This window comes from Nocardia takedensis NBRC 100417 (assembly GCF_000308695.1).
GTDB classification, from domain to species: Bacteria; Actinomycetota; Actinomycetes; order Mycobacteriales; family Mycobacteriaceae; genus Nocardia; species Nocardia takedensis.
Genome location: NZ_BAGG01000112.1, coordinates 68,126 through 91,225, shown reverse-complemented (window position 1 = coordinate 91,225; position 23,100 = coordinate 68,126). Strand labels below are relative to the sequence as shown.

Below are 23,100 nucleotides of genomic sequence, written 5' to 3'. Positions count from 1 at the left end.
GCCACGGAGGTGACCGCAGCGGTCACCGATCTCGTATCACGCAATCTGTTGGATCCCGCGGCGGTGACGTGTCCACGTCCCGCGCATTCGTCGAATCACCTGTGGTGGCTACGCCCCGCGCCGGGTCGACCCGGTACGGAGGCCGTCTTCGTGCTGCCCGAAAAACATTCGGCAAGCAGTACTTTCACCGATCGAGGAGGCTCTGGTGCACGGTACGGAGTTGAGTGGTCACGGCGTCCGACCCGACGCGGCGACGCGGACCGGGACAACATCCGAACCGATCCGGTTCCCGCTCGCGCCCGCGCAACTCGGCCTCTGGTACGCGCAACTGCTCGATCCCGAGGTGCCGATCAACATCGCCCAGTACGTCGACGTGCGCGGGGAACTCGACGCCGACGTGCTCGCCGAAGTCTCCCGGGAGGCGGCCCGCGACTACGGTTCCACCCTGGTCCGCCTCGGCGTCGAGGACGGGACGCCCTACCAGTGCGTCGACCCGGCGCTGACGATCGAGATCCCGCTGCTGGACATGCGCGGACACGACGACCCGGTCGCGGCCGCGCACGAATGGATGCGCGCCGACGCGGGCGCGCCCGTCGACCTGCTGCACGACCGACTCTTCGCGGGCGCGGTGCTGCGCGTGGCCGACCAGCGCTGGTTCTGGTACCTGCGCGCGCACCACATCGTGCTCGACGGTTTCGGCGCGCTGACCAATACCATGCGCGTCGCCGAGCGCTACACCGCCCGCGTCCTCGGCGCCGAACCCGAACCGGCGCGCGCCGGTGACCTGCCCGACCTGGTCGACGGCGAGACGACCTACCGCGCGAGCACGCGCTTCGAATCCGACCGCGCGCACTGGGCGGAGCGGGTCGCCGGACTCGACGCGCCCACCAGCCTCGACGGTCGCAGCGCGCCGCGCTCGGCCAACAACCTGATCGTCGGACGCGCGCTGCCCGCACCCCTGGTCGAGGCGATGGAGAAACTGGCCGCGAGCCAGGACTCCACCATCGCCGTCGTCCTGCTGGCCGCCTTCGCCGGCTACCTCGGCCGCTGCACCGACCGCGACGACGTCGTGTTGAGCCTGCCGGTGACCGCGCGGACCACCGCCGTGATGCGGCGTTCGGCGGGCATGCTGTCCAATATCGTCCCGCTGCGCGTGGGCCTCGGCGCGGAAGTGAGCTGGGGAGAACTGCTGCGCGCGACCCGGGTCGAGGTCGCGGGCGCGCTGCGGCACCAGCGCTACCGGCACGAGGACATCCGCCGCGACGCCGAACACGACGGCAGGCCCGCCCGGCGCGCGCTGTTCGGCCCGCTGGCCAACATCATGCTCTTCAGCAGCGACCTCACCCTCGGCGCGACCTCCGGCCGCTACAACGTGCTGTCCACCGGGCCGGTCGAGGATCTGAGCCTCAATGTCTACTACGGCGAACGCGACAGCGTGCACGTCGACTTCGAGGCGAACCCGAACCTGTACCGCACCGACGATCTGGCCCGCCACCACGCGCGCTTCCTGCGGTACCTGGAACGTCTGGTCGAGCTGGACCTGGACCGTCCGGTCGTCGCGGTCGACGTGGCCACCGAACTCGAAGTGCAGGTCAGCACCGGGATCTGGAACAGCACCGGATTCGACGTCGCCGAAGTCACCGGGGGCGCGGACACACTGGTCGCGCTGTTCGACGCGCAGGTCGCGCGCACCCCCGAAGCGACGGCGCTGCACGTCGCGGGCGAGCCGGGGCAGAGCCTGACCTACCGCGAACTGGCCGCGCGGGTGCGGCGCGCGGCGCGCGGGCTGATCGACGCCGGCGTCGGGCCGGAGACCACGGTCGCGCTGCATCTGCGCCGGTCGGTGGACCTGGTCGTCGCGCTGTACGCGGTGCAGGCCGCGGGCGGGGCGTACCTGCCGATCGACCCCGATCATCCGGCCGAGCGCGTCGCGCACATCCTGCGCACGGCGCGTCCGGTGTGCGTGCTCAGCGCGGAACCGGCGGACCTGCCGGACGCCGCCGGGATTCCAGTGCTGGCCGTGGCCGCCCTGGCACCGGAGGACGCGGACGACGCGCCGATCACCGACACCGAGCGTCTGGCTCCGCTGCGCGCGGACCACCCGGCCTATGTGATCTTCACCTCCGGGTCGACCGGGTTGCCCAAGGGCGTGACGGTCACCCATGCGGCGATCGTCAACCGGTTGGTGTGGATGCAGCAGACCTATCGGCTCACCCCGGCGGACGTGGTGTTGCAGAAGACCCCCGCGACATTCGACGTGTCGGTGTGGGAGTTGTTCTGGCCGTGGCAGATCGGCGCGACCCTGGTACTGGCCGCGCCCGACGGACACCGCGATCCGGCGTACCTGCGCGCGGTCATCGCCGAATACGGCGTGACCACCGCGCATTTCGTGCCGTCGATGCTGGAAGTGTTCCTCGCCCACCAGGACATCGCGCGCACCGGGACGCTGCGCACGGTGTTCGCCTCCGGTGAGGCGCTGCCCGCCGCGACCGCGCGCAGGCTGCGGGTGCTGACGGGGGCCCGACTGCACAACCTGTACGGTCCGACCGAGGCGGCGGTCGATGTCACCTACCACGAAGTCACCGATGCCGATACCCTCGCGGTGCCGATCGGTGCGCCGGTGTTCAACACCAGGCTCTACGTGCTCGACTCGCGGCTGCGGCCGTCGCCGGTCGGCGCTCCGGGTGAGCTGTATCTGTCGGGGGTACAGCTCGCCCGGGGCTACGCGGCACGCGCGGGCTTGACCGCGGAGCGCTTCGTCGCCGACCCGTACGCGGCGGGCGAACGCATGTACCGCACCGGCGACTCGGTGCGCTGGACCGCGGGCGGCGAACTCGAATACCTGGGACGCACCGATTTCCAGGTCAAGCTGCGCGGTCTGCGCATCGAACTCGGCGAGATCGAGTCGGTGCTGGCCGAGGTGGATTCGGTGGTGCGCGCGGTGGTCACCGTCGGCGACGTCGCCGGGGTGGGCGAGCAGTTGATCGCCTACGCGGTGGAATCCGAGCCGGGGACGGTGACGCCCGCGCGGTTGCGCGCGGCGGCGGCCCGCGCGCTGCCCGCCTACATGGTGCCCGCCGCCTACGTCGTGCTCGACGCCTTCCCGCTCAACGCCTCGGGCAAACTCGACCGCGCCGCGCTGCCCGCCCCCGAGCGGACCGCGACCGAGTACCAACCGCCGCGCACCCCGGGGGAACGCGCTGTCGCCGAGGTGTTCGCCGAGGTCCTCGGCCTGGAACGGGTCGGCCGCGACGACGACTTCTTCGCACTGGGCGGCAACAGTCTGGCCGCCACCGGCGTGGCCGCGCGCCTGGGTGCGGAACTGGGCTGCCCGCTCGGGGTCAGGGAGGTGTTCACCGCCACCACAGTGGCCGACCTCGCCGACCTGATCGAGCGGGCTGGTGGGACCGGCGGCGTCGATCCGGCCGCGCTGCTGCGGGCGCGACCGCGTCCGCCGCTGGTCCCGCTGTCTCCGGCGCAGCAGCGGATCTGGTTCCTGAACCGTTTCGAGCGCGCGAGCGCGGGCTACAACATGCCGTTCGTGGTGCGCCTGCGCGGCGAGGTCGACACCGCGGCCCTGCTCGCGGCGGTCGCCGACGTGGTGGGCAGGCACGAGGTGCTGCGCACGGTGTTCCCCGCGCTGCCCGCCGGTCATCCGGACGGCGTCGCCGCGCAGCGCGTCGTCGAGGACGTGGTGCTCGCGGGTTCGGCCGAAGCCGTCGCGGCCGCCGACCTGGCGGCCCGGCTCGCGGAATTCGCGGCGACCGGGTTCGACCTCGAACACGAGATCCCCCTGCGCCTGCGACTGTTCGCCGTGGACGACGGCGAGCACGCGCTGGCGCTGGTGCTGCACCACATCGCCGCCGACGGTCTGTCGCTGCGGGTGCTGGCCCGCGACGTCGTGATCGCCTACACCGCCCGCCGGGCGGGTGGGGCCCCGCAGTGGGCTCCGCTGCCGGTGCAGTACGCGGATTACAGCCTGTGGCAACGCGAATGGCTGGGGTCGGCGCGGGAGGAGAACTCCGTCGCGGCGCGGCAACTCGCGTTCTGGACGGACGCGCTGGCAGGCGCCCCCGATCAGCTCGAGCTGCCCGCCGACCGTCCGCGTCCGGCGGTGGCCTCCGGTCGCGGCGCGGTGCACCGTTTCGAGATCCCCGCCGCCGTGGCCGCGGGTGTCACCGAACTCGCCGGGGCCGAAGGGGTTTCGGCGTTCATGGTGCTGCACGCCGCGCTGGCGAGCTTGCTCGCGCGGGTCGGCGGCACGGCCGACATCCTCATCGGCACCCCGGTCGCCGGACGCGGGCAGCGCGCCCTCGACGAACTGATCGGCATGTTCGTCAACACGCTGGTGCTGCGCACCCGCGTCGATACGGCCGCCCCCTTCACCGCTCTGCTGGCCCGGGTGCGCGACACCGACCTGGCGGCATTCGCGCACGCCGAACTGCCGTTCGAGCAGTTGGTGGAGGCCCTGAATCCGACGCGTTCGCAGGCCCGGCACCCGCTGTTCCAGGTGCTGCTGGCCTTCGACGCCGGCGCCGATGTCGCGCTCGCGCTGCCCGGTCTGGCCGCCACCGCCGAGGTCGTGGACACCGGACTCACCAAATTCGACCTCCAGTTGACGGTGTCGGGCGCGTTCACCGGCGCGGGGGCGGTCCCGGCCGAATTCACCTACGCCACCGACCTGTTCGACCCCGCCACGATCGCCGAACTGACCGGGTGGCTGCTGCGCCTGCTGGACGGCGTCGTCTCGGCCCCGGGAACGGCGGTCGGCGATCTGCCGCTGCTCGACCCGGCGGCGCAGCGGGCGGCGGTGGCCCGCGGCCGTCGCGGCGGGCCTGCCGTGACCGGCACGGTCGTGGACGCCTTCCGCGACCGGGCGCGCCGCACCCCGGAGGCGACGGCGCTGATCGACGGCGCGCGGCGCTTCGACTACGCCGGGTTCGCCGCCGAGGTCGACCGGGTGGCCGCGGCGCTGGTCGCGGCCGGGGTCGGACGGCAGCGCACGGTCGTGCTCGGTATGCGGCGTTCGGCCGAATTCGTCGTCGCCGCCTACGCGGTGCTCGCGGCGGGCGGGGCCTACGTGCCGGTCGATCCCGACCAGCCCGCGGCCCGACTGGCGGCGATCGTGGACCAGGCCGCCCCGGTGTGCGTGCTCACCCGCCGCGCCGACGGGTGGTCGGCCCCGACCGCCGTCCCGGTGCTGGCCGTGGACGACCTCGCCGACGCGCCCCGCGACCGACTCACCCCCGGACCGGACGCGGCGGACACCGCGTACCTGATCTTCACCTCCGGCTCCACCGGCCTGCCCAAGGGCGTGGCGGTCACGCACGCCGCGATGGCCAACCAGGTGCGCTGGATCGCCGACGAATACGGCATCGGCGCGCACGACACCGTGCTGTTCAAGACGCCCGCCACCTTCGACGTGTCGGTGTGGGAACTGTTCGCGCCGCTCACCACGGGCGGCCGGATCGTGGTCGCCGCGCACGACGGGCACCGCGACAGCCGCTACCTCGCGGACGCGATCGCCGAACACGGCGTCACCATGACCTCGTTCGTGCCGTCCATGCTGACCGTGTTCGCCGAGGTCGTCGACCCCGCCGACCTGGTATCGCTGCGCACGGTCTTCGTGGCGGGCGAGGCCATGACCGGCGCGGCGGCGGCGGCCTTCGCCGCCGTCAGCGGCGCGGAACTGCACAACCTGTACGGGCCGACCGAATTCACCGTGCACGCCACCCACGCGCCGGTCGACCCGGCCGCGACGGGCGCGGTCCCGATCGGCAGGCCGGTCGCGGGCAGCGGCGTCCTGGTGCTCGACGCCCGGTTGCGCCCGGTGCCCGAAACCGTGGTCGGGGAGCTCTATCTGACCGGCGTGCAACTCGCGCGCGGCTACCACGGCCGCCTCGGCCTGACCGCCGAACGTTTCGTCGCCGATCCGCACGGCCCCGCGGGCACACGCATGTATCGCACCGGGGATCTGGTGCGGCGCAACCGGTCCGGGCAGTTGGAGTACCTGGGCCGCACCGACTTCCAGGTGAAACTGCGCGGCCAGCGCATCGAACTCGGCGAGATCGAGGCGGCGCTGCTGGCCCAGGAACCGGTGCGGGCGGCGGCGGTGCGCGTGCACCGCCACGCGGCGGGGGAGATCCTGGTCGCCTACCTTGTCACCGACCTGGACGAGGCGCGCCTGGGCGCGGTGCTGGGGGAGCGGTTGCGCGAGTCGCTGCCCTCCTACATGGTGCCCGGCGCGTACGTGCGGTTGACGGCGATGCCGCTGACCGGTTCGGGCAAGCTGGACCGCAACGCCCTGCCCGAGCCCCGGCTGACCACCGTCACCCACCGCGCGCCGCGCACCGTCGAGGAGCGTCTGGTGGCGGCCGAGTTCGCCGAGGTGCTCGGCCTGGACCGGGTCGGCCTGGACGACGACTTCTTCGCCCTCGGCGGCAATTCGCTGGTGGCGACCCAGATCGCGGCCCGACTCGCGGCCGCGACCGGGACCGAGGTGCCGGTGCGACTGCTGTTCGAGCGGCCGACGGTGGCGGCGCTGGCCGCCGGACTCCCGGCCGCCGGGGCCGCGGGTGGGCGGCTGCCCCTGGTCGCGGGCTCGCGCCCCGACTCGATCCCGCTGTCCTACGCCCAGCAGCGCATGTGGCTGCTCAGCCAACTCGACACCGATTCGGTGGCCGACAACCTGACCGCCGCGCTGCGCCTGCGCGGTCCGCTGGACGTGGCGGTGCTGCGCGCGGCGGTCGCCGATCTGGTCGGCAGGCACGAGGTGCTGCGCACCCACTACCCGTCGGTCGACGGCGTCGCCCGCCAGCAGATCCTGCCCGCCGACGGCGCGGAGTTCGCGCTGAGCGCGGAAATCGTGTCGGCCGAACGGCTCTCGGCGCGGATCGCCGAAGTGGCCGCGACGCCGTTCGCGGTGGATCGCGAACCGCCGGTGCGCCTGGCGCTGCTGCGGACCGCGGCCGAGGAGCACGTGCTCGTGGTGTCGCTGCACCACATCGCCGCCGACGGGTGGTCGCTGGCCCCGCTGACCCGCGACCTGATGACCGCCTACGCCGCCCGCCGCGCGCGGATCACGCCGACCTGGCCGCCGCTTCCGGTGCAGTACGCCGATTACGCGCTGTGGCAGCGGGAATCGCTCGGGCGGTCCGAGGACCCGCAGTCGCCGTTGTCCGCGCAACTGGCGTTCTGGTCCGCCGAACTCGCCGACCTGCCCGATGTGCTCGCGCTGCCCGCCGACCGCCCGCGCCCGCCGGTCGCCTCGGGCCGTGGCGCGCGCCACCGCTTCGGCGTGCCCGCCGAGGTCGTCGCCGCCCTGCGCGGCACAGCCACCGCGCACAACGCCTCGCTGTTCATGGTGTGCCACGCGGCGTTCGCCGTGCTGCTGGCGAAACTGTCCGGACAGCGGGACATTCCGATCGGCACACCCGTCTCCGGGCGCGGTGACCGCGCGCTGGACGCGGTCGTCGGCATGTTCGTCAACACCCTGGTCCTGCGCGCCCGCATCGATCCGGACGCCGCTTTCACCGACCTGCTCGGCACGGTCCGCGAGACCGACCTGCGGGCCTTCGAGCACGCCGAGGTCCCTTTCGAGCGCCTGGTGCAGGCGCTGGACCCGGCGCGTTCCACCGCCCACCACCCGCTGTTCCAGGTGATGCTGGACTTCCAGAACACCGAGTCCGTCGCGCTCGACCTGGCCGGCCTGACGATCACCGATCTCGACATCGATCCCGCCGCCGCGAAATTCGACCTGCACCTGAGCCTGCGCGAGACCGCCGACGGTGGCCTGCTCGCCCACTTCGACTACGCCACGGACCTTTTCGACGCCGACACCGTCGCCGTTCTTGCTGCACGTTTCGTTCGCGTCCTGGCGGCGGTCGCCGCGAATCCGGCGTCCGCCCTGGACGACATCGACGTGCTGTCGACGGCCGAACGCGCCGCACTGCCGATGGTCGGCGAGGTCATCCCGATCGACCCCGCCGCCACGCTGGTGTCGCTGTTCGAGGCGGGCAGCGCGGGCCGCGCCGACGCCGTCGCCGTCACCTTCGAGGGCGACTCGCTGACCGTCGCCGAATTCCGGGCCCGGGTGAATCGGCTGGCGCGCCTGTTGATCTCGGTGGGCGTCGGACCGGACCGGACCGTCGCGGTCGCCATGCAACGGTCGCTGGACCTGGTCGTCGCGCTGTACGCGGTGGTGACCGCGGGCGGCGCCTACGTGCCGGTCGATCCGACGCATCCGGCCGACCGCGTCGCCGACGTCCTCGGCACCGCCCGCCCGGTGTGCGTGCTGACCCGCACCGGCGACGGCCTCGACCTGCCCGCCGACGGCAAGCCGTGGCCTGTGCTCGACGTGGACGAATTCGACACCGCCGATTACAGCGCGGACACCGTCACCGACGCCGACCGCCTCGCGGACCTGCGCCCGGACCACACCGCCTACGTCCTGTTCACCTCCGGGTCCACCGGCCGCCCGAAGGGAGTGGCGGTCAGCCACGCGGCGATCGTCAACCGGTTGGTGTGGATGCAGCACGCCTACCCGATCGGCCCCGCCGACGCCGTGATCCAGAAGACGCCCGCCACCTTCGACGTGTCGGTGTGGGAGTTCTTCTGGCCGCCGCAGGTCGGGGCGCGACTGGTGCTGGCCCGCCCGGACGGTCACCGCGACCCCGCCTATCTGGCCGACCTCATCCGGCGCGAAGGCGTCACGGTCGCGCATTTCGTGCCGTCGATGCTGGCGGTGTTCGTCGCCGACCCCGCGGCCGGACAGGCCGCCTGCCTGCGCCAGGTGTTCTGCTCCGGCGAGGCGCTGCCCGCCGGGCCCGCCCAGCGCCTGCGCGCGCTGACCGGCGCGCGGGTGCTGAACCTCTACGGCCCCACCGAAGCCGCCGTCGACGTCACCCACCACGAGGTGCGCGACGCCGACACGCTCGGCGTGCCGATCGGCCGACCGGTCGCCCACACCGGGGTCCACGTCCTGGACGCGCGGTTGCGTCCGGTCGCGCCCGGCGTCGCGGGCGAGCTGTACCTGACCGGTGCGCAGTTGGCGCGCGGCTATCTCGGCCGCGCCGATCTCACCGCCGATCGTTTCGTCGCCGACCCGTACGCCGCGGGCACGCGCATGTACCGCACCGGCGATCTGGTCACCCGTGATCGCGACGGCGAACTGGAATATCTGGGCCGCACCGACTTCCAGGTCAAGGTGCGCGGCCTGCGCATCGAACTCGGCGAGATCGAGGCCGCGCTCACCGCCGCCGACACCGTCGCCACGGCCGCGGCGGCCGTGCACGGCGATCGGCTGGTCGGCTACCTGGCGCCCGCGGACGGCCCGGTCGACCTGGTCGGCGTGCGCGCCGCCCTGAGCCGCCGACTACCCGACTACATGGTGCCCGCGGACCTGCTCGTGCTGGACCGGTTGCCGCTCAACGCCTCCGGCAAACTCGACCGCAAGGCCCTGCCCGCGCCCGCGCGCACCCAGGCCGAATTCCGCGCGCCGGAGACCGCGACCCAACGCGCCGTCGCCCACGTCTTCGCCGAAGTGCTCGACATCACCGAACCGCTCGGCCTCGACGACGATTTCTTCGCCCTCGGCGGCACCTCGCTGTCCGCCGCCCGCGCGGTCGCCCGGATCGGGGCCGTCGTGGACGCCCGCGTCCCGCTGCGCGCGGTGTTCGAGGCGTCGACCGTGGCCGCCGTCGCCGAACGCGCCGACCTGCTGCGCGGCGACGGCGACCGACTCGCGTTGACCGCGCGTCCACGTCCGGCGCGCATCCCGCTCGCCCCCGCGCAGCGCCGCATCTGGTTCCTCAACCGCTACCTCGCCGACGTGGGCGGCGACGCGGTCGACAACATCCCCCTCGCGCTGCGCCTGACCGGGACGCTGGACCGCGCCGCCTTGGCCGCCGCCCTGGGTGACGTGTTCACCCGGCACGAAATGCTGCGCACCCGGTTCCCTGATTCCGCGGACGGTCCGACGCAGGTCGTCGCGGCCGCCGCCGTGGCTGTCCCGGAACTGGTCGCACCGCTCGATGCCCCGGTGACCGTCACCGAATCCGACCTCGCCGCCGCACTGGCCGAGCGCGCCGCCCGGACTTTCGATCTGACCCGCGACCTGCCGGTGCGCGTCGACCTGTTCGTTCTCGGACCCACGGACCACGTGCTGAGCGTGGTCCTGCATCACATCGCGGCGGACGGCTTCTCGCTCGCCCCGCTGGCCGCGGATGTCATGCGCGCCTACGCCGCTCGGCGCGACGGCGACGCGCCCGAGTGGTCGCCGTTGCCGGTGCAGTACGCCGACTACACCCTGTGGCAGTCCGAATCCCTCGGTGACCCGGCGGATTCCGGCTCCACCGCGCACCGGCAGTTGGAGTTCTGGCGGCACGCGCTGGACGGGCTGCCCGAACAACTCGACCTGCCCGCCGACCGTCCGCGCCCGGAGTCCGCGACCCTGCGCGGTGCGACGCACCGGTTGCGGGTCGACTCCGATCTGCACGGTGAGCTGCGCGAACTCGCCCGCAAGCACGAGGCGACGCTGTTCAGCACCGTGCACGCCGCGTTGGCGGTGCTGTTGGCGCGGCTGTCGGGCGGCGCGGACATCGCCGTCGGCACGCCGGTCGCGGGGCGCGGCGAGGCGGCCCTCGACGGGGTGATCGGCATGTTCGTCAACACGCTGGTGCTGCGGACCCGGATCGATCCGCGCGCCCGCTTCGAGACCGTTCTGGACGCGGTGCGCGCCGGCGACCTGGACGCGCTCTCGCACGCCGACCTGCCGTTCGAGGAGATCGTGGACGCGCTCGCGCCCGCTCGGGCGCGCAACCGGCATCCGCTGTTCCAGGTGGCGTTGAGCTGGCAGGATTTCGCGGCCCCCGCCGTGGAACTGGCCGGTCTGACCGTGGCGGCGGTTCCGGTCGACACCGCGACCGCGAAATTCGATCTCCAGTTCACCGTGGTGGAGGCCGACGACGCCGACGGCCGCGCCGACGGCATGGACATCGAGATCGTCTACGCGAGCGAGCTGTTCGAGCCCGCGACCGTCGCGGCGCTGGGCCGCCGTTTCACCCAGGTCCTGGCGGCCGTCGCCGCCGACGCGACCGTGGTGGTCGGTGACATCCAACTGCTCGACGCGGAGGAACAGCGGCGCGCGCTGCACGAGTGGGCCACTGCGGCGGCGGGCGCGCACGCGGGCGAGGCGACGATCGCGGAACGTTTCGCCGCCTCGGTGCGCCGCGGTCCCGGCGCGATCGCGGTGCGGGCCGGGTCGCGGGCACTGAGTTACGCCGAACTCGACGCCTGGTCGAATCGGTTGGCGCGGCGACTCGTCGCGGCGGGCGTCGCCCCGGAAACCCTGGTGGCCGTGGCGTTGCCGCGCTCGGTGGAACTGGTCGTGGCGTTGCTGGCGGTGCTCAAGGCGGGCGGCGGCTACCTGCCGGTGGACCCGAACTACCCGGCCGACCGCATCGAGTACATGCTCGACGACGCCGCCCCGGTCTGCGCGATCGGCGGCAGCGGCACCGACCTGCCGCGCGACTGGTTCGGCGGACCCGTCCTGGACGTGGACGCCGCGAACCTCGGCGACCTGGACGCGGGCCCGATCACCGACGCCGACCGGCGCGCGCCGCTGTCACCGGCCAACACCGCCTACGTCATCTACACCTCCGGGTCGACCGGCAGGCCCAAGGGCGTCGTGGTGCCGCACCGGCAGGTCATCCGGTTGCTCGACAACACCGCGGGGCTGATCGACTTCGGCCCGGCCGACGTGTGGACGATGTTCCACTCCTACGCCTTCGACTTCTCGGTGTGGGAACTGTTCGGTGCGCTGCTGCACGGCGGCCGCCTGGTCGTGGTCGACTACTTCACCTCGCGCTCGCCGGAACAGTTCCTCGATCTGCTGGTGCGCGAGCGGGTGACGATCCTGAACCAGACCCCCTCGGCCTTCTACCAGTTGGCGGCGGCCGACGCGGCCCGCGAACCGGCCGAATTCGCCCTGCGCACCGTGATCTTCGGCGGTGAGGCGCTCGAGCCGCAGCGGCTCGCGGGCTGGTTCGCGCGCTATCCACACGCGCCGCGCCTGGTCAACATGTACGGCATCACCGAGACCACCGTGCACGTCTCGCACCGGCCGCTGACCCCGGACACCATGTCGGCCAGCGTGATCGGCGGCCCGATCCCGGGACTGGTGATCCGCGTGCTGGATTCGCGGCTGCGGCCGGTGCCGGTCGGCGTGCCCGGCGAGATCTACGTCTCCGGCGGGCAACTCGCGCGCGGCTACCTGGGTCGTCCCGACCTGACCGCGAGCCGGTTCGTCGCCGACCCGTACGGCGCGGACGGCGCACTGGCCTACCGCACGGGCGACCTCGCCCGCCGCCGCCCGGACGGCGATCTGGAATACCTCGGCCGCGCCGACCAGCAGGTCAACCTGCGCGGATTCCGCATCGAACTCGGCGAGATCGAGGCCGCGCTGCTGGCGGCGGGCGCGCCCGCCCCGACGCAGGCCGCCGTGGTGGTACGCACCGATCTGGCCGAAGACGCCCGGTTGGTCGGCTACGTGGTGGGCGTGGGCGTGGACACCGCGGCCTTGCGCGCGGAACTGGCCCGCACGCTGCCCGAGCACATGGTGCCCGCCGCGCTGGTCGTGCTGGACCGGATCCCGTTGACCGTCAACGGGAAACTCGACCGCGCCGCGCTGCCCGCGCCGGTCTTCGAGGGCACCGCCTACCGCAGGCCGTCCGGATTGGCCGAGGAGATCGTGGCGGGGGTGTTCGCCGAAGTCCTCGGACTGCCCGCCGACGAACAGCGGGTCGGCGCCGACGACGATTTCTTCGCACTCGGCGGCAGTTCACTGCTCGCCGCCAAGGCGGTCGCGCGGATCGGCGCGGCCCTGGACCGCGCGGTCGGGGTGCGGTCGCTGTTCGAGTCGCCCACCGTCGCGGAACTCGCCGCCGCGGTCACCGCCTCGGACGCGGCCCGCCTACCCGCGCTGGTGGCCGGGGCGCGGCCGGCGCGACTGCCGCTCTCGCCCGCCCAGCAGCGCATGTGGTTCCTCAACCGCTTCGACGGGGAGTCCAGCGCCTACACCATCCCGCTCGCACTGCGCCTGACCGGCGACCTCGACGTCGCCGCGTTGCAGGCCGCCTTCGGCGATGTAGTCGGCAGGCACGAATCGCTGCGCACCCGCTATCCCGAGATCGACGGCGCGCCCGCGCAAGTGGTGGCCCCGGTCGCGGCGGCCGTGCCCGCGCTGTACCCGATCGCCCTCGCCGAGGCGGACCTGCCGGATCGGCTGCGCGAGTTGGTCGCGACGGTCTTCGACGTGACCGCGCAGATCCCGCTCGCGGTGCGGCTCTACCGCCTCGACGAGCGCACCCACGTGCTGGCGGCGGTCCTGCACCACATCGCCGCGGACGGGTCCTCGATCGCGCCGTTCGTGCGCGATCTGATGACCGCCTACACCGCGCGCGTCGAGGATCGCGCGCCCTGCTGGTCGCCGTTGGCGGTGCAGTACGCCGACTACGCGCTGTGGCAGCGCGCGGCCCTGGGCGCGGAGGACGACCCGGATTCCCGTGTCGCGCGCCAGATCGCCTACTGGACGCGCACCCTGGCCGACCTGCCCGACCAGCTGAACCTGCCCACCGACCTGCCGCGGCCCGCCCGCCAGAGTCTGCGCGGCGCGAAACTGGACTGGACCGCCGACGCGGATCTGCACGCGGCCCTGACCGCACGCGGCCGCGAACGCGGGGCGACCCTGTTCATGGTGGTCCAGGCGGCGTTCGCGGCACTGCTGGCCCGGCTGTCCGGCACCGGCGACATCGCCGTGGGCACGCCGATCGCCGGTCGTGGCGAAGTCGAACTCGACGATGTGATCGGCATGTTCGTCAACACGCTGGTACTGCGCACCCGCGTGGACGCCCGGTCGAGCTTCGCGGACCTGCTGACCGCCGTGCGTGCCGCCGACGTGGCCGCCTTCTCGCACGCCGAAGTCCCGTTCGAGCGCTTGGTGGAGGTGCTCAACCCGGAGCGGTCCACCGCGCGGCACCCGCTGTTCCAGGTGGGCTACTCCTTCCAGAACCACGAGCGCGGCGAGCTCGCGCTGCCGGGCCTCGAGGTCCGCCCGATCGAGATCGACAACGGGGTGGCGCAGTTCGACCTGCACCTGTTCGCGGTCGACACCTACGACGCCGACGGCGCGCCCGCCGGCATCGAGTTCTCCCTCGGTTACGCCACCGACCTGTTCCTGCCCGACACCGCGCGCCGCGTGGTCGAGCAGTTGCGCCGGGTGCTGACGGCGGTCGCGCACCGCCCGGACGCCGTGGTCGGCGACCTGGACCTGCTCGGCACGACCGAGCGGGCCCGCCTGCTCGACGGGTGGAACCACACCGTGCGGCCGGTGCCCGCGGCCACCCTCGGCGACCTCGCGGCCGCACAGGCCGCGCGGACACCCGAGGCGGTCGCCCTGGTGGACGCCGCCACCGGCCGCGGCCTGGACTACCGCGGCTTCGACGCGACGGTCAACCGCCTGGCCCGCGTGCTGATCGAGGCGGGCGTCGGCCCGGAGACCACGGTCGCGCTGGCCATGCGCCGCTCGGTGGACCTGGTGTTGGCCATGTACGCGGTGGCGCGCGCGGGCGGCGCCTACGTTCCGCTCGACCCGGACCACCCGGCCGACCGTCTGACCTACGTCCTGGACACCGCCGCCCCCGCCTGCGTGCTGACCACCGCCGCCGACGGTGTCCCGGTGGACACCGCGCTGCCGGTGTTCGAGGTGGACCGCCTGGACCTGGCGGGCCGCTCCGGCGCACCGGTCACCGACGCGGAGCGGACGCGTCCGCTGCGTCCCGACCACACCGCCTACGTCATCTTCACCTCCGGTTCGACCGGTCGGCCGAAGGGCGTCGCCGTCCCGCACGCGGCGGTGGTCAACCAACTGGCTTGGCTGCGCGAGCATTTCGCCCTCGGCCCGGCCGACGCGACCCTGTTGAAGACCCCCGCCACCTTCGATCTGTCGGTCTGGGAGTTCTGGGCACCGCTGACCACGGGCGGAACAGTGGTCGTCACCGAACCCGGCGTCGAACGCGACCCGGACCGGTTGCGCGCCGCGCTGACCCGGCACCGCGCGACGATCCTGTTCGCCGTTCCGTCGCTGATCGGGCTGCTGCTCGAACAGCCCGACGCCACCGTGCCGCCCGCGCTGCGCCACGTCCTCGCCATCGGTGAGGCGCTGCCGCCGAGCACCGCCGCGGCGTTCCGGCGCGCGGCGAACGGCCGTGCGCGCCTGTGGAATCTGTACGGCCCGACCGAGGCGGCGGTGTCGATCACCGCCCACGAGGTCACCGAGGATGACGGCCACGCGGTGCCCATCGGCGCGCCGGTGTGGAACAGCCGCGTCTACGTCCTGGACGCCCGGCTGCATCCGGTTCCGGTCGGTGTCGCGGGCGAGTTGTACTTGGCGGGCGCGCAATTGGCGCGCGGGTACCACGCCCGGCCGGCCATCACGGCGGACCGGTTCGTCGCCGACCCGTTCGGCGCGCGGTCGACCCGCATGTACCGGACGGGCGACATCGTGCGCAGGCGCGCGGACGGCGGCCTGGAGTACCTGGAGCGCGCCGACTTCCAGGTGCAGATCGGCGGATTCCGCATCGAACTCGGCGAAGTGGAGACCGCGCTGCGGGCTCGGCCGGGTGTGACCGCCGCGGTCGCCGTCGCCCACCGCGACGAACGCGCGGGCGTGCGCCTGATCGCCTACGCGGCGAGCGCCGAGTCACTGGACGGCGCCGACCTGCGCGCCGCGCTGGCCGCCGACCTGCCCGCCTACATGGTCCCCGCGTCGGTGACGGTGCTGGATCGGTTGCCGCTCAACGCCAACGGCAAGGTCGACCGGGCGCGGCTGCCCGAACCGGTCTTCGTGGAGGCGGGTTTCCGCGCGCCGGTCACCGAATTGGAATACCTGGTCGCGGGCACCTTCGCCGAGGTCATCGGCGTTGCCGAGGTCGGCGTGGACGGCGAGTTCTTCGCCCTCGGCGGTAATTCGCTGCTGGCCACCCGCCTCGTGGCGCGCCTCGGCGCGGCCCTGGGCGCGCGGGTTCCGGTGGCCGCCGTGTTCGACGCGCCGACCGTCGCGGCCCTGGCCGCGCACCTGGCCGACCTGGACACCGGGTCCGCTGGACCGGTCCTGGTCGCCTACGCCGGCACCGATCCGGCTCCGCTCGCGCCCGCCCAACAGCGGATGTGGGTGGTCAACCGGCTCGCACCCGAGTCCGCGGCCTACAACATCCCGGTCGCGCTGCGGCTCACCGGCGCGCTGGACACCGCGCTGCTGACCGCCGCGCTCGGTGACGTGGTGGCCCGGCACGAGATCCTGCGCACCCGCTACCCCGACACCGCGGACGGCCCCGTCCAGCAGGTCCTCGCCGACGTGCGCGTGGAACTGACCGAATCCACGGTCGCCGCGGCCGATCTCGATCGCCGCGTCGCCGAATTCGTCGGCGTCGGCTTCGACGTGACCGCCGCGCCGCCGGTCCGGGCCGCGCTGCTGCGCCAGGCGCCGGACGAGGCCGTCCTGCTGGTGGTGCTGCACCATATCGCCGCCGACGGCTATTCGGTGGCCCCGATGGCCCGTGACCTGGTCCGCGCCTATCTGGACCGCGCGCGCGGCGGCGAACCCGGCTGGGAGTCGCTGGACATCCAGTACGGCGACTACAGCCGCTGGCAGCACGACCTGCTCGGCGCGCGCACCGATCCGACCAGCCTGCGCGCGCGGCAACTCGACTACTGGACGCGGGAACTCGCGGGACTGCCCGAGGTGCTCGCGCTGCCCACCGACCGACCGCGGCCCGCGCGCCGCGACGGACGCGGCGGCAGCGTCGAGGTCACCGCGGACGCGGCGCTGACCGGTCGACTGGCCGCGGTCGCCGAGGAGTACGGCACCACGTTGTTCACGGTCGTGCACAGCGCGCTGGCCGTCCTGCTGGCCAAACTCGGCGGCGGGACCGACATCGCGATCGGCGCTCCGGTCGCGGGGCGCGGCGCGCGCGAACTCGACGATTTGATCGGCATGTTCGTCAACACCGTCGTCCTGCGCACCGAGGTCGACCCGAAGGCGGGCTTCGCCGATCTGCTGCGCCAGGTCCGCGACCGCGACCTGGCGGCGCTCTCGCACGCCGAGGTGCCCTTCGAGGAGGTCGTGGAGGCCACCGGCCGCGCCCGATCCGGGTCCTACACACCGCTGTTCCAGGTGATGTTCACCTTCCAGAACCTGCCCGCGGGCACGGTGGCCCTGCCCGGACTCGACGTCGAGGTGCTCGACCCGGACACCGGCGAGGCGAAATTCGATCTCCAGCTGACCGGGATCGAACGCTTCGAGTCCGACGGGTCGCGCGCCGGACTGGACCTGCGCGTCGGATACGCCGCCGACCTGTTCGACGCCGACACCGCCGACCGGATCGCGCGCAGACTGCTGCTGGTGCTCAGCGCGGTCGCCGAGGACCCGCGGATCGCGGTGCGCGCGATCGACATCCGCGTCGAGGACGAGAAGGCGGCGGCGCGGCCCGCCCCCGTCTCCGCCCCCGCGACCACGGCGGATCTGCCCGACCTGATCGCGGCCGCGGCGCGGACCGCGCCGCGGGCCATCGCGTTCAGTCACGGCGCGCACGCCGTCTCCTACGGCGATCTGGCCGCCAAGGTGGCCGCGGTCGCCAAGGCGATGGGCGCGGCGGCGAAACCGGAAGCCCTGATCAACGTCTCACTCGCCGGGCTGGTGCCCGGTGTCCTGGCCGCACTCGGGGGCGGAGGTCTCGCCGAGGCCCTGCGCACCCTGCTCGACGACGCGCGGTCGGTCGTCGCGCTCGGCCACCAGGAAGTCGATTCGGAAGGAATGTGCTGATGTCCTCAGCAGAACTCACCGTCGGCGAACGCGGCGACCACACCGCGCCCCGCGACCACCGCGCCCTGCGCCGTGCCTACGGCATCGACGACCTGCCCGCGTTGATCGACCTGGTCGCCGAGGTGGCCCCCGACCGCGTCGCGCTGACCCATGACGGAGTCGGCATCGCCTACGCCGTGCTGGCGGCCGAGATCACCGCGCTGGACGAGGCGATGGGTGGCGGACTCGGCCCCGAGGCGCTGGTGCCGGTGGTCATCTCCGCGCAGTTGCCCGCCCTGCTCGACGCGGGCGAGGGCATCCTCGGCGCGGTGCTCGAACGCCTGCTCGACGACTCCCTCGACGCGGTGGGACATCTGCTGGCGGGCAGTTTCGCGCCGGTCGAGACGCTGATCACCGAATTCGCGGGCCAGGTGGCCCGCACCCCCGACGCCGTGGCGCTGGAGTTCGGCGGCCGGACCCTGTCCTACGCCGAATTCGCCACCAGGGTCACCGCGCTGGCCCGGCGGCTCAGCGCCCTCGGCGTCGGCCCCGACGTGCTGGTCGGACTGGCCGTGCGGCGGTCCTTCGAGCTGCTGGTCGGCATGTACGCGATCCTCGAGGCGGGCGGCGCGTACGTCCCGATCGACCCGGATCACCCCGCCGAGCGCATCGGCCACATCCTCGACACCGCGAACCCGGCGCTGGTGCTGACCACCACCGCCGACGAACCGGCGATCGCCGACGTGCCGCTCCTGCACATCGACGTGTTCGAGTCCGACGACCGCGCCTCCGGGACCGCGCTCGACGCCGCGCCCGCCCGCGCGGTCTCCGCCGACAGCACCGCCTATGTGATCTTCACCTCCGGTTCGACCGGCAGGCCCAAGGGCGTGGCCGTCGCGCACCGCGCGATCATGGCGAATCTGCGCTGGCGGCAGCGGATGTACCGGCTGCACCCCGACGACGTGGTGTTGCAGAAGACCCCGTTCACCTTCGACGTGTCGGTGTGGGAGTTCTTCTGGCCGTTGCAGGTCGGCGCGCGACTGGTCATCGCCGAACCCGACGGCCACCGCGATCCGGCCTACCTGACCCGGGTGATCGCCGAGAAGAACGTCACCGTCGCGCATTTCGTGCCGTCGATGCTGTCGGTATTCGTGGCCGAACCCGGGGTGGAGGCCGCCGCCGAACCGCTGCGTCTGGTGTTCGCCTCGGGCGAGGCGCTGCCCGCCGCGACCGCCGCCGCCTTCCGCGACATCAGCGGCGCGACCCTGCACAACCTGTACGGCCCCACCGAGGCCGCGGTGGACGTCACCGCGCACGAGGTCACCGCCGCCGACGTCACCTCCGTGCCGATCGGCGCGCCCGCCGACGACACCGACCTGCTGGTGCTGGACGACACGCTGCGCCCGGTGCCCAGCGGCGTGGTGGGCGAGTTGTACTTGGCCGGTGTGCAATTGGCGCGCGGCTACGTCGCGCGGGCCGGACTGACCGCGGACCGCTTCGTCGCCAATCCCGAGGGCGCGCCCGGCGACCGCATGTACCGCACGGGCGATCTGGTGCGCTGGGTGAGCGACGTGGACGGCGGGCCCGCCGAACTGGAGTACCTGGGCCGCACCGATTTCCAGGTCAAGCTGCGCGGTCTGCGCATCGAACTCGGCGAGGTGGAGGCCGCGCTGCTGCGTCGCCGCGAGGTCGCCCAGGCCGCGGTGGTCCTGCACCGGCACGCGGGCGGCGACCACCTGGTCGGCTACCTGGTCGGGTCGGGCGGCCCGCTCGACACAGCGGACGTGCTGGCCAGCGCGCGCGATGTCCTGCCCGAATACATGGTGCCGTCGCTGCTGGTCGTCCTGGACGCCATGCCGCTCAACGCGAACGGCAAACTGGACCGCCGGGCCCTGCCCGAACCCGACTTCGGCAGCGCCGCCGCGGAATACCGCGCGCCGGGCACGCCCGCGGAACGGACCGTCGCCGACATCTACGCCGACCTGCTCGGGGCCGAGCGGGTGGGCGCGGACGACGACTTCTTCACCCTCGGCGGCAATTCGCTGCTGGCGACCCGCGCGCTGGCCCGGATCGGTGCGGCGCTGGGCGTCACCCTGGACGTGCGCGATTTCTTCGACGACTCGTCGGTGGCCGCCGTCGCCGCGGCGGCGGGCACGGCCGCCCCGCGTCCGCCGCTGGTGGCGGGGGAGCGGCCCGCGCTGGTGCCGCTCTCGCCCGCCCAGCGCCGCATGTGGTTCCTCAATCGGCTGGCCGTGGACGGTCCCGGCGGCGATCTGCACGCCGCCGCGGTCGACAACATCCCGGTCGCGCTGCGGTTGCGCGGGCCGCTGGACCGGGCCGCGCTGGCGGCCGCGGTCACGGATCTGGTGGCCCGCCACGAGATCCTGCGCACCGTCTATCCGCAGACCCCGGGCGGTCCGGTGCAGTCGGTGCGCGCGGTGCACGCCGCCTTCGACCTGACCCCGGTGTCGGTGCCCGAGGCCGATCTGGCCGAGGCGGTCGCCGCCGCCGCGGCGCGCGGCTTCGACGTGGCCGAGGAGATCCCGCTGCGGGTGCGGTTGCTGCGCAGCGCCGCCGACGACCACACGCTGGTGTTCGTGGTCCACCACATCGCCGCCGACGGCGTCTCGCTGGGACCGCTGATGCGCGACCTATTGACCGCCTACGCCGCGCGCGGCCTCGGTCGCGGCCCCGACTGGCCGCCGCTGCCGGTGCAGTACGCCGACTACGCGCTGTGGCAGCGCGCGGTCCTGGGCGAGGCGGCCGACCCGGAATCGCTCGCCGCCGCCCAACTCGGTTTCTGGACCGCCGAACTGGCCGACCTGCCCGCCCAACTCGACCTGCCCGCCGACCGCGCGCGTCCGGCGGCGTCCTCCTATCGGGGCGCGACCCGCGAATTCGCGATCGACGCCGACCTGCGTGCCGAGATCGACGCCTTGGCCGCCCGGACCGGCGCGACGCCGTTCATGGTGCTGCACGCCGCGCTCGCCGCGTTGCTCGCGCGCCTGTCCGGCACCGCCGACATCGCCGTGGGCACCCCGGTCGCCGGTCGCGGCGACCGCGCCCTGGACGAGTTGATCGGCATGTTCGTCAACACCCTGGTGCTGCGCACCGAGGTCGACGCCGCCGCCTCGTTCACCGCGCTGCTCGCCCACGCCCGCGATCGCGACCTGCGCGCTTTCGCCCACGCCGACGTGCCGTTCGAGCAGTTGGTGGAGGTCATCGATCCCGCCCGCTCGCAGGCCCGCCACCCGCTGTTCCAGGTCGCGTTGTTCATGCAGAACATGGCGCCGGTCGCGCTGGAACTGCCGGAACTCACCGTCGAACCGGTCGATTTCGATCCCGGGTTCGCGAAATTCGATCTTCAGCTGACTTTCTCCGAACCGACCGCGGGCGGTGCCGGCTACCGCGCCGAATTCACCTACGCCACCGACCTGTTCGACGCCGCCACGGTGGACGAGTTCGGCACCAAATTCGTGCGTCTGCTGCGCGCGGTGCTGGCCGACCCGGACCGCGCCGTCGGCGATGTCGAACTGCTCGACGCGGGCGAACTCGACTACGTCACCGCGAGCTGGAACGCCAGCGGCCACAAAGTCGCCGACCGGTTCCTGCACGAGGGCTTCGACAATCAGGTGCGGCGCACACCGGGCGCGGTCGCGCTGATCGCCGCCGACGGCACCTCGCTGACCTACACCGAGTTGTCGGAGCGGGCCAACCGGCTCGGCCGCGCCCTGATCGCGGACGGGGTCGGGCCGGAATCGCTGGTCGTGCTGGCCCTGCCGCGCTCGGTGGACCTCGTCGTGGCCATGTACGCGGTGCTGCGCGCGGGCGGCGCGTACGTGCCGGTCGACCCGGCGCACCCGGCCGAGCGCGTCGGCCACATCCTGGACACCGCGCGCCCGCATTCGGTGCTCACCACCCGGACCTCCGGTTTCGCCGCGCCCGCGGACATCGCGGTCCGCCACCTCGACGACCTCGACCTGTCCGAGGTCTCGGCGTCCGCGATCACCGACCGGGACCGCCGCGCCTCCCCGCACCCCGACCAGCCCGCCTACGTGATCTTCACCTCCGGGTCCACCGGAAAGCCCAAGGGCGTGGCCGTCTCGCACCGCGCCATCGCCAACCAACTGGCCTGGATGCACGACGAGTACCGCCCCGGTCGCGGCGACGTCTACCTCCAGAAGACCGCCACCACCTTCGACGTGTCGCTGTGGGGGTACTTCCTGCCGTTGCGGGCGGGCGCGACCCTGCTGCTGGCCACCCCCGACGGCCACCGCGATCCGCGCTACATCGCCGAGGTCATCGCCGCCAACGGCGTCACCCTCACCGATTTCGTACCCTCGATGCTGGCGGTGTTCGCCGCGCACGCCGAACCCGGCGAACTGGACACCCTGCGTGACGTGTTCGTCATCGGCGAGGCGCTGCCCCCGGAGACCGTGGCCGCCTTCCACGCGGTCAGCGACGCCGGACTGCACAACCTGTACGGCCCCACCGAGGCCGCGGTCTCGATCACCTACCGCGAGGTCACCACCGCGGACGCGCCGCTGGTCCCGATCGGCGAACCGGAGTGGAATTCGCAGGTCTACGTGCTGGATTCGCGCCTGCACCCCACCCCGATCGGTGTGCCGGGCGAGCTGTACCTGGCCGGTGACCAACTCGCGCGCGGCTACCACGGCCGGGTCGACCTGACCTCGGACCGCTTCGTCGCCAACCCGTTCGGCGCCGGTCAGCGCATGTACCGCACCGGCGACCTGGTGCGCTGGAGCCCGGACGGCGAACTGGTCTACTTGGGCCGCGTCGACTTCCAGGTCAAATTCCGCGGCCAGCGCGTCGAACTGGCCGAGATCGAGACCGCGCTGCTGGCCGAACCCGGCATCGCCCAGGCCGCCGTGCGCCTGATCGCGGGCGAGAGCGGCGACTATTTGGCCGGCTACGTCGTGCCGAGTCCCGGTGTCCGCTGGAACCCCGACGCCGTGCGCGAGGGGCTCACCCGGCGACTACCGGCCTACATGGTGCCCACGGCCTTGGTCGACCTGCCCGAATTCCCGCTCAACACCAGCGGCAAGCTCGATCGCAAGGCCCTGCCGGTCCCGGTGTTGCGCGCCAGGGAGTTCCGCGCGCCGGTCACCGCGGCGCAACGAACGGTCGCCACCGTGTTCGCCGAGGTCCTCGGACTGCCCAGGGTCGGCCTCGACGACGATTTCTTCGCCTTGGGCGGCAGTTCGCTCGACGCCACCCAGGTC

At 73.2% G+C, this 23,100-nt stretch carries 2 protein-coding genes (1 of these 2 running past the window's edge); both read left to right on the top strand.

From position 1 onward, the window contains the following. Nucleotides 1-205 precede the first annotated feature (205 nt). Entirely contained in the window at nucleotides 206-17,878 is a 17,673-nt protein-coding gene (locus tag ON30_RS23980) for a non-ribosomal peptide synthetase (RefSeq protein ID WP_040710346.1), read from the top strand. After that, nucleotides 17,878-23,100, top strand: partial view of a non-ribosomal peptide synthetase gene (locus ON30_RS23975; RefSeq protein WP_040710405.1) — the 5' end (the start) only. Its footprint extends 20,031 nt past the window's final position; 5,223 of the gene's 25,254 nt are visible here — the first part of the coding sequence; the start codon lies at nucleotides 17,878-17,880; its stop codon lies beyond the right edge, outside the window. The genes ON30_RS23980 and ON30_RS23975 overlap by 1 nt, the downstream gene beginning before the upstream one ends.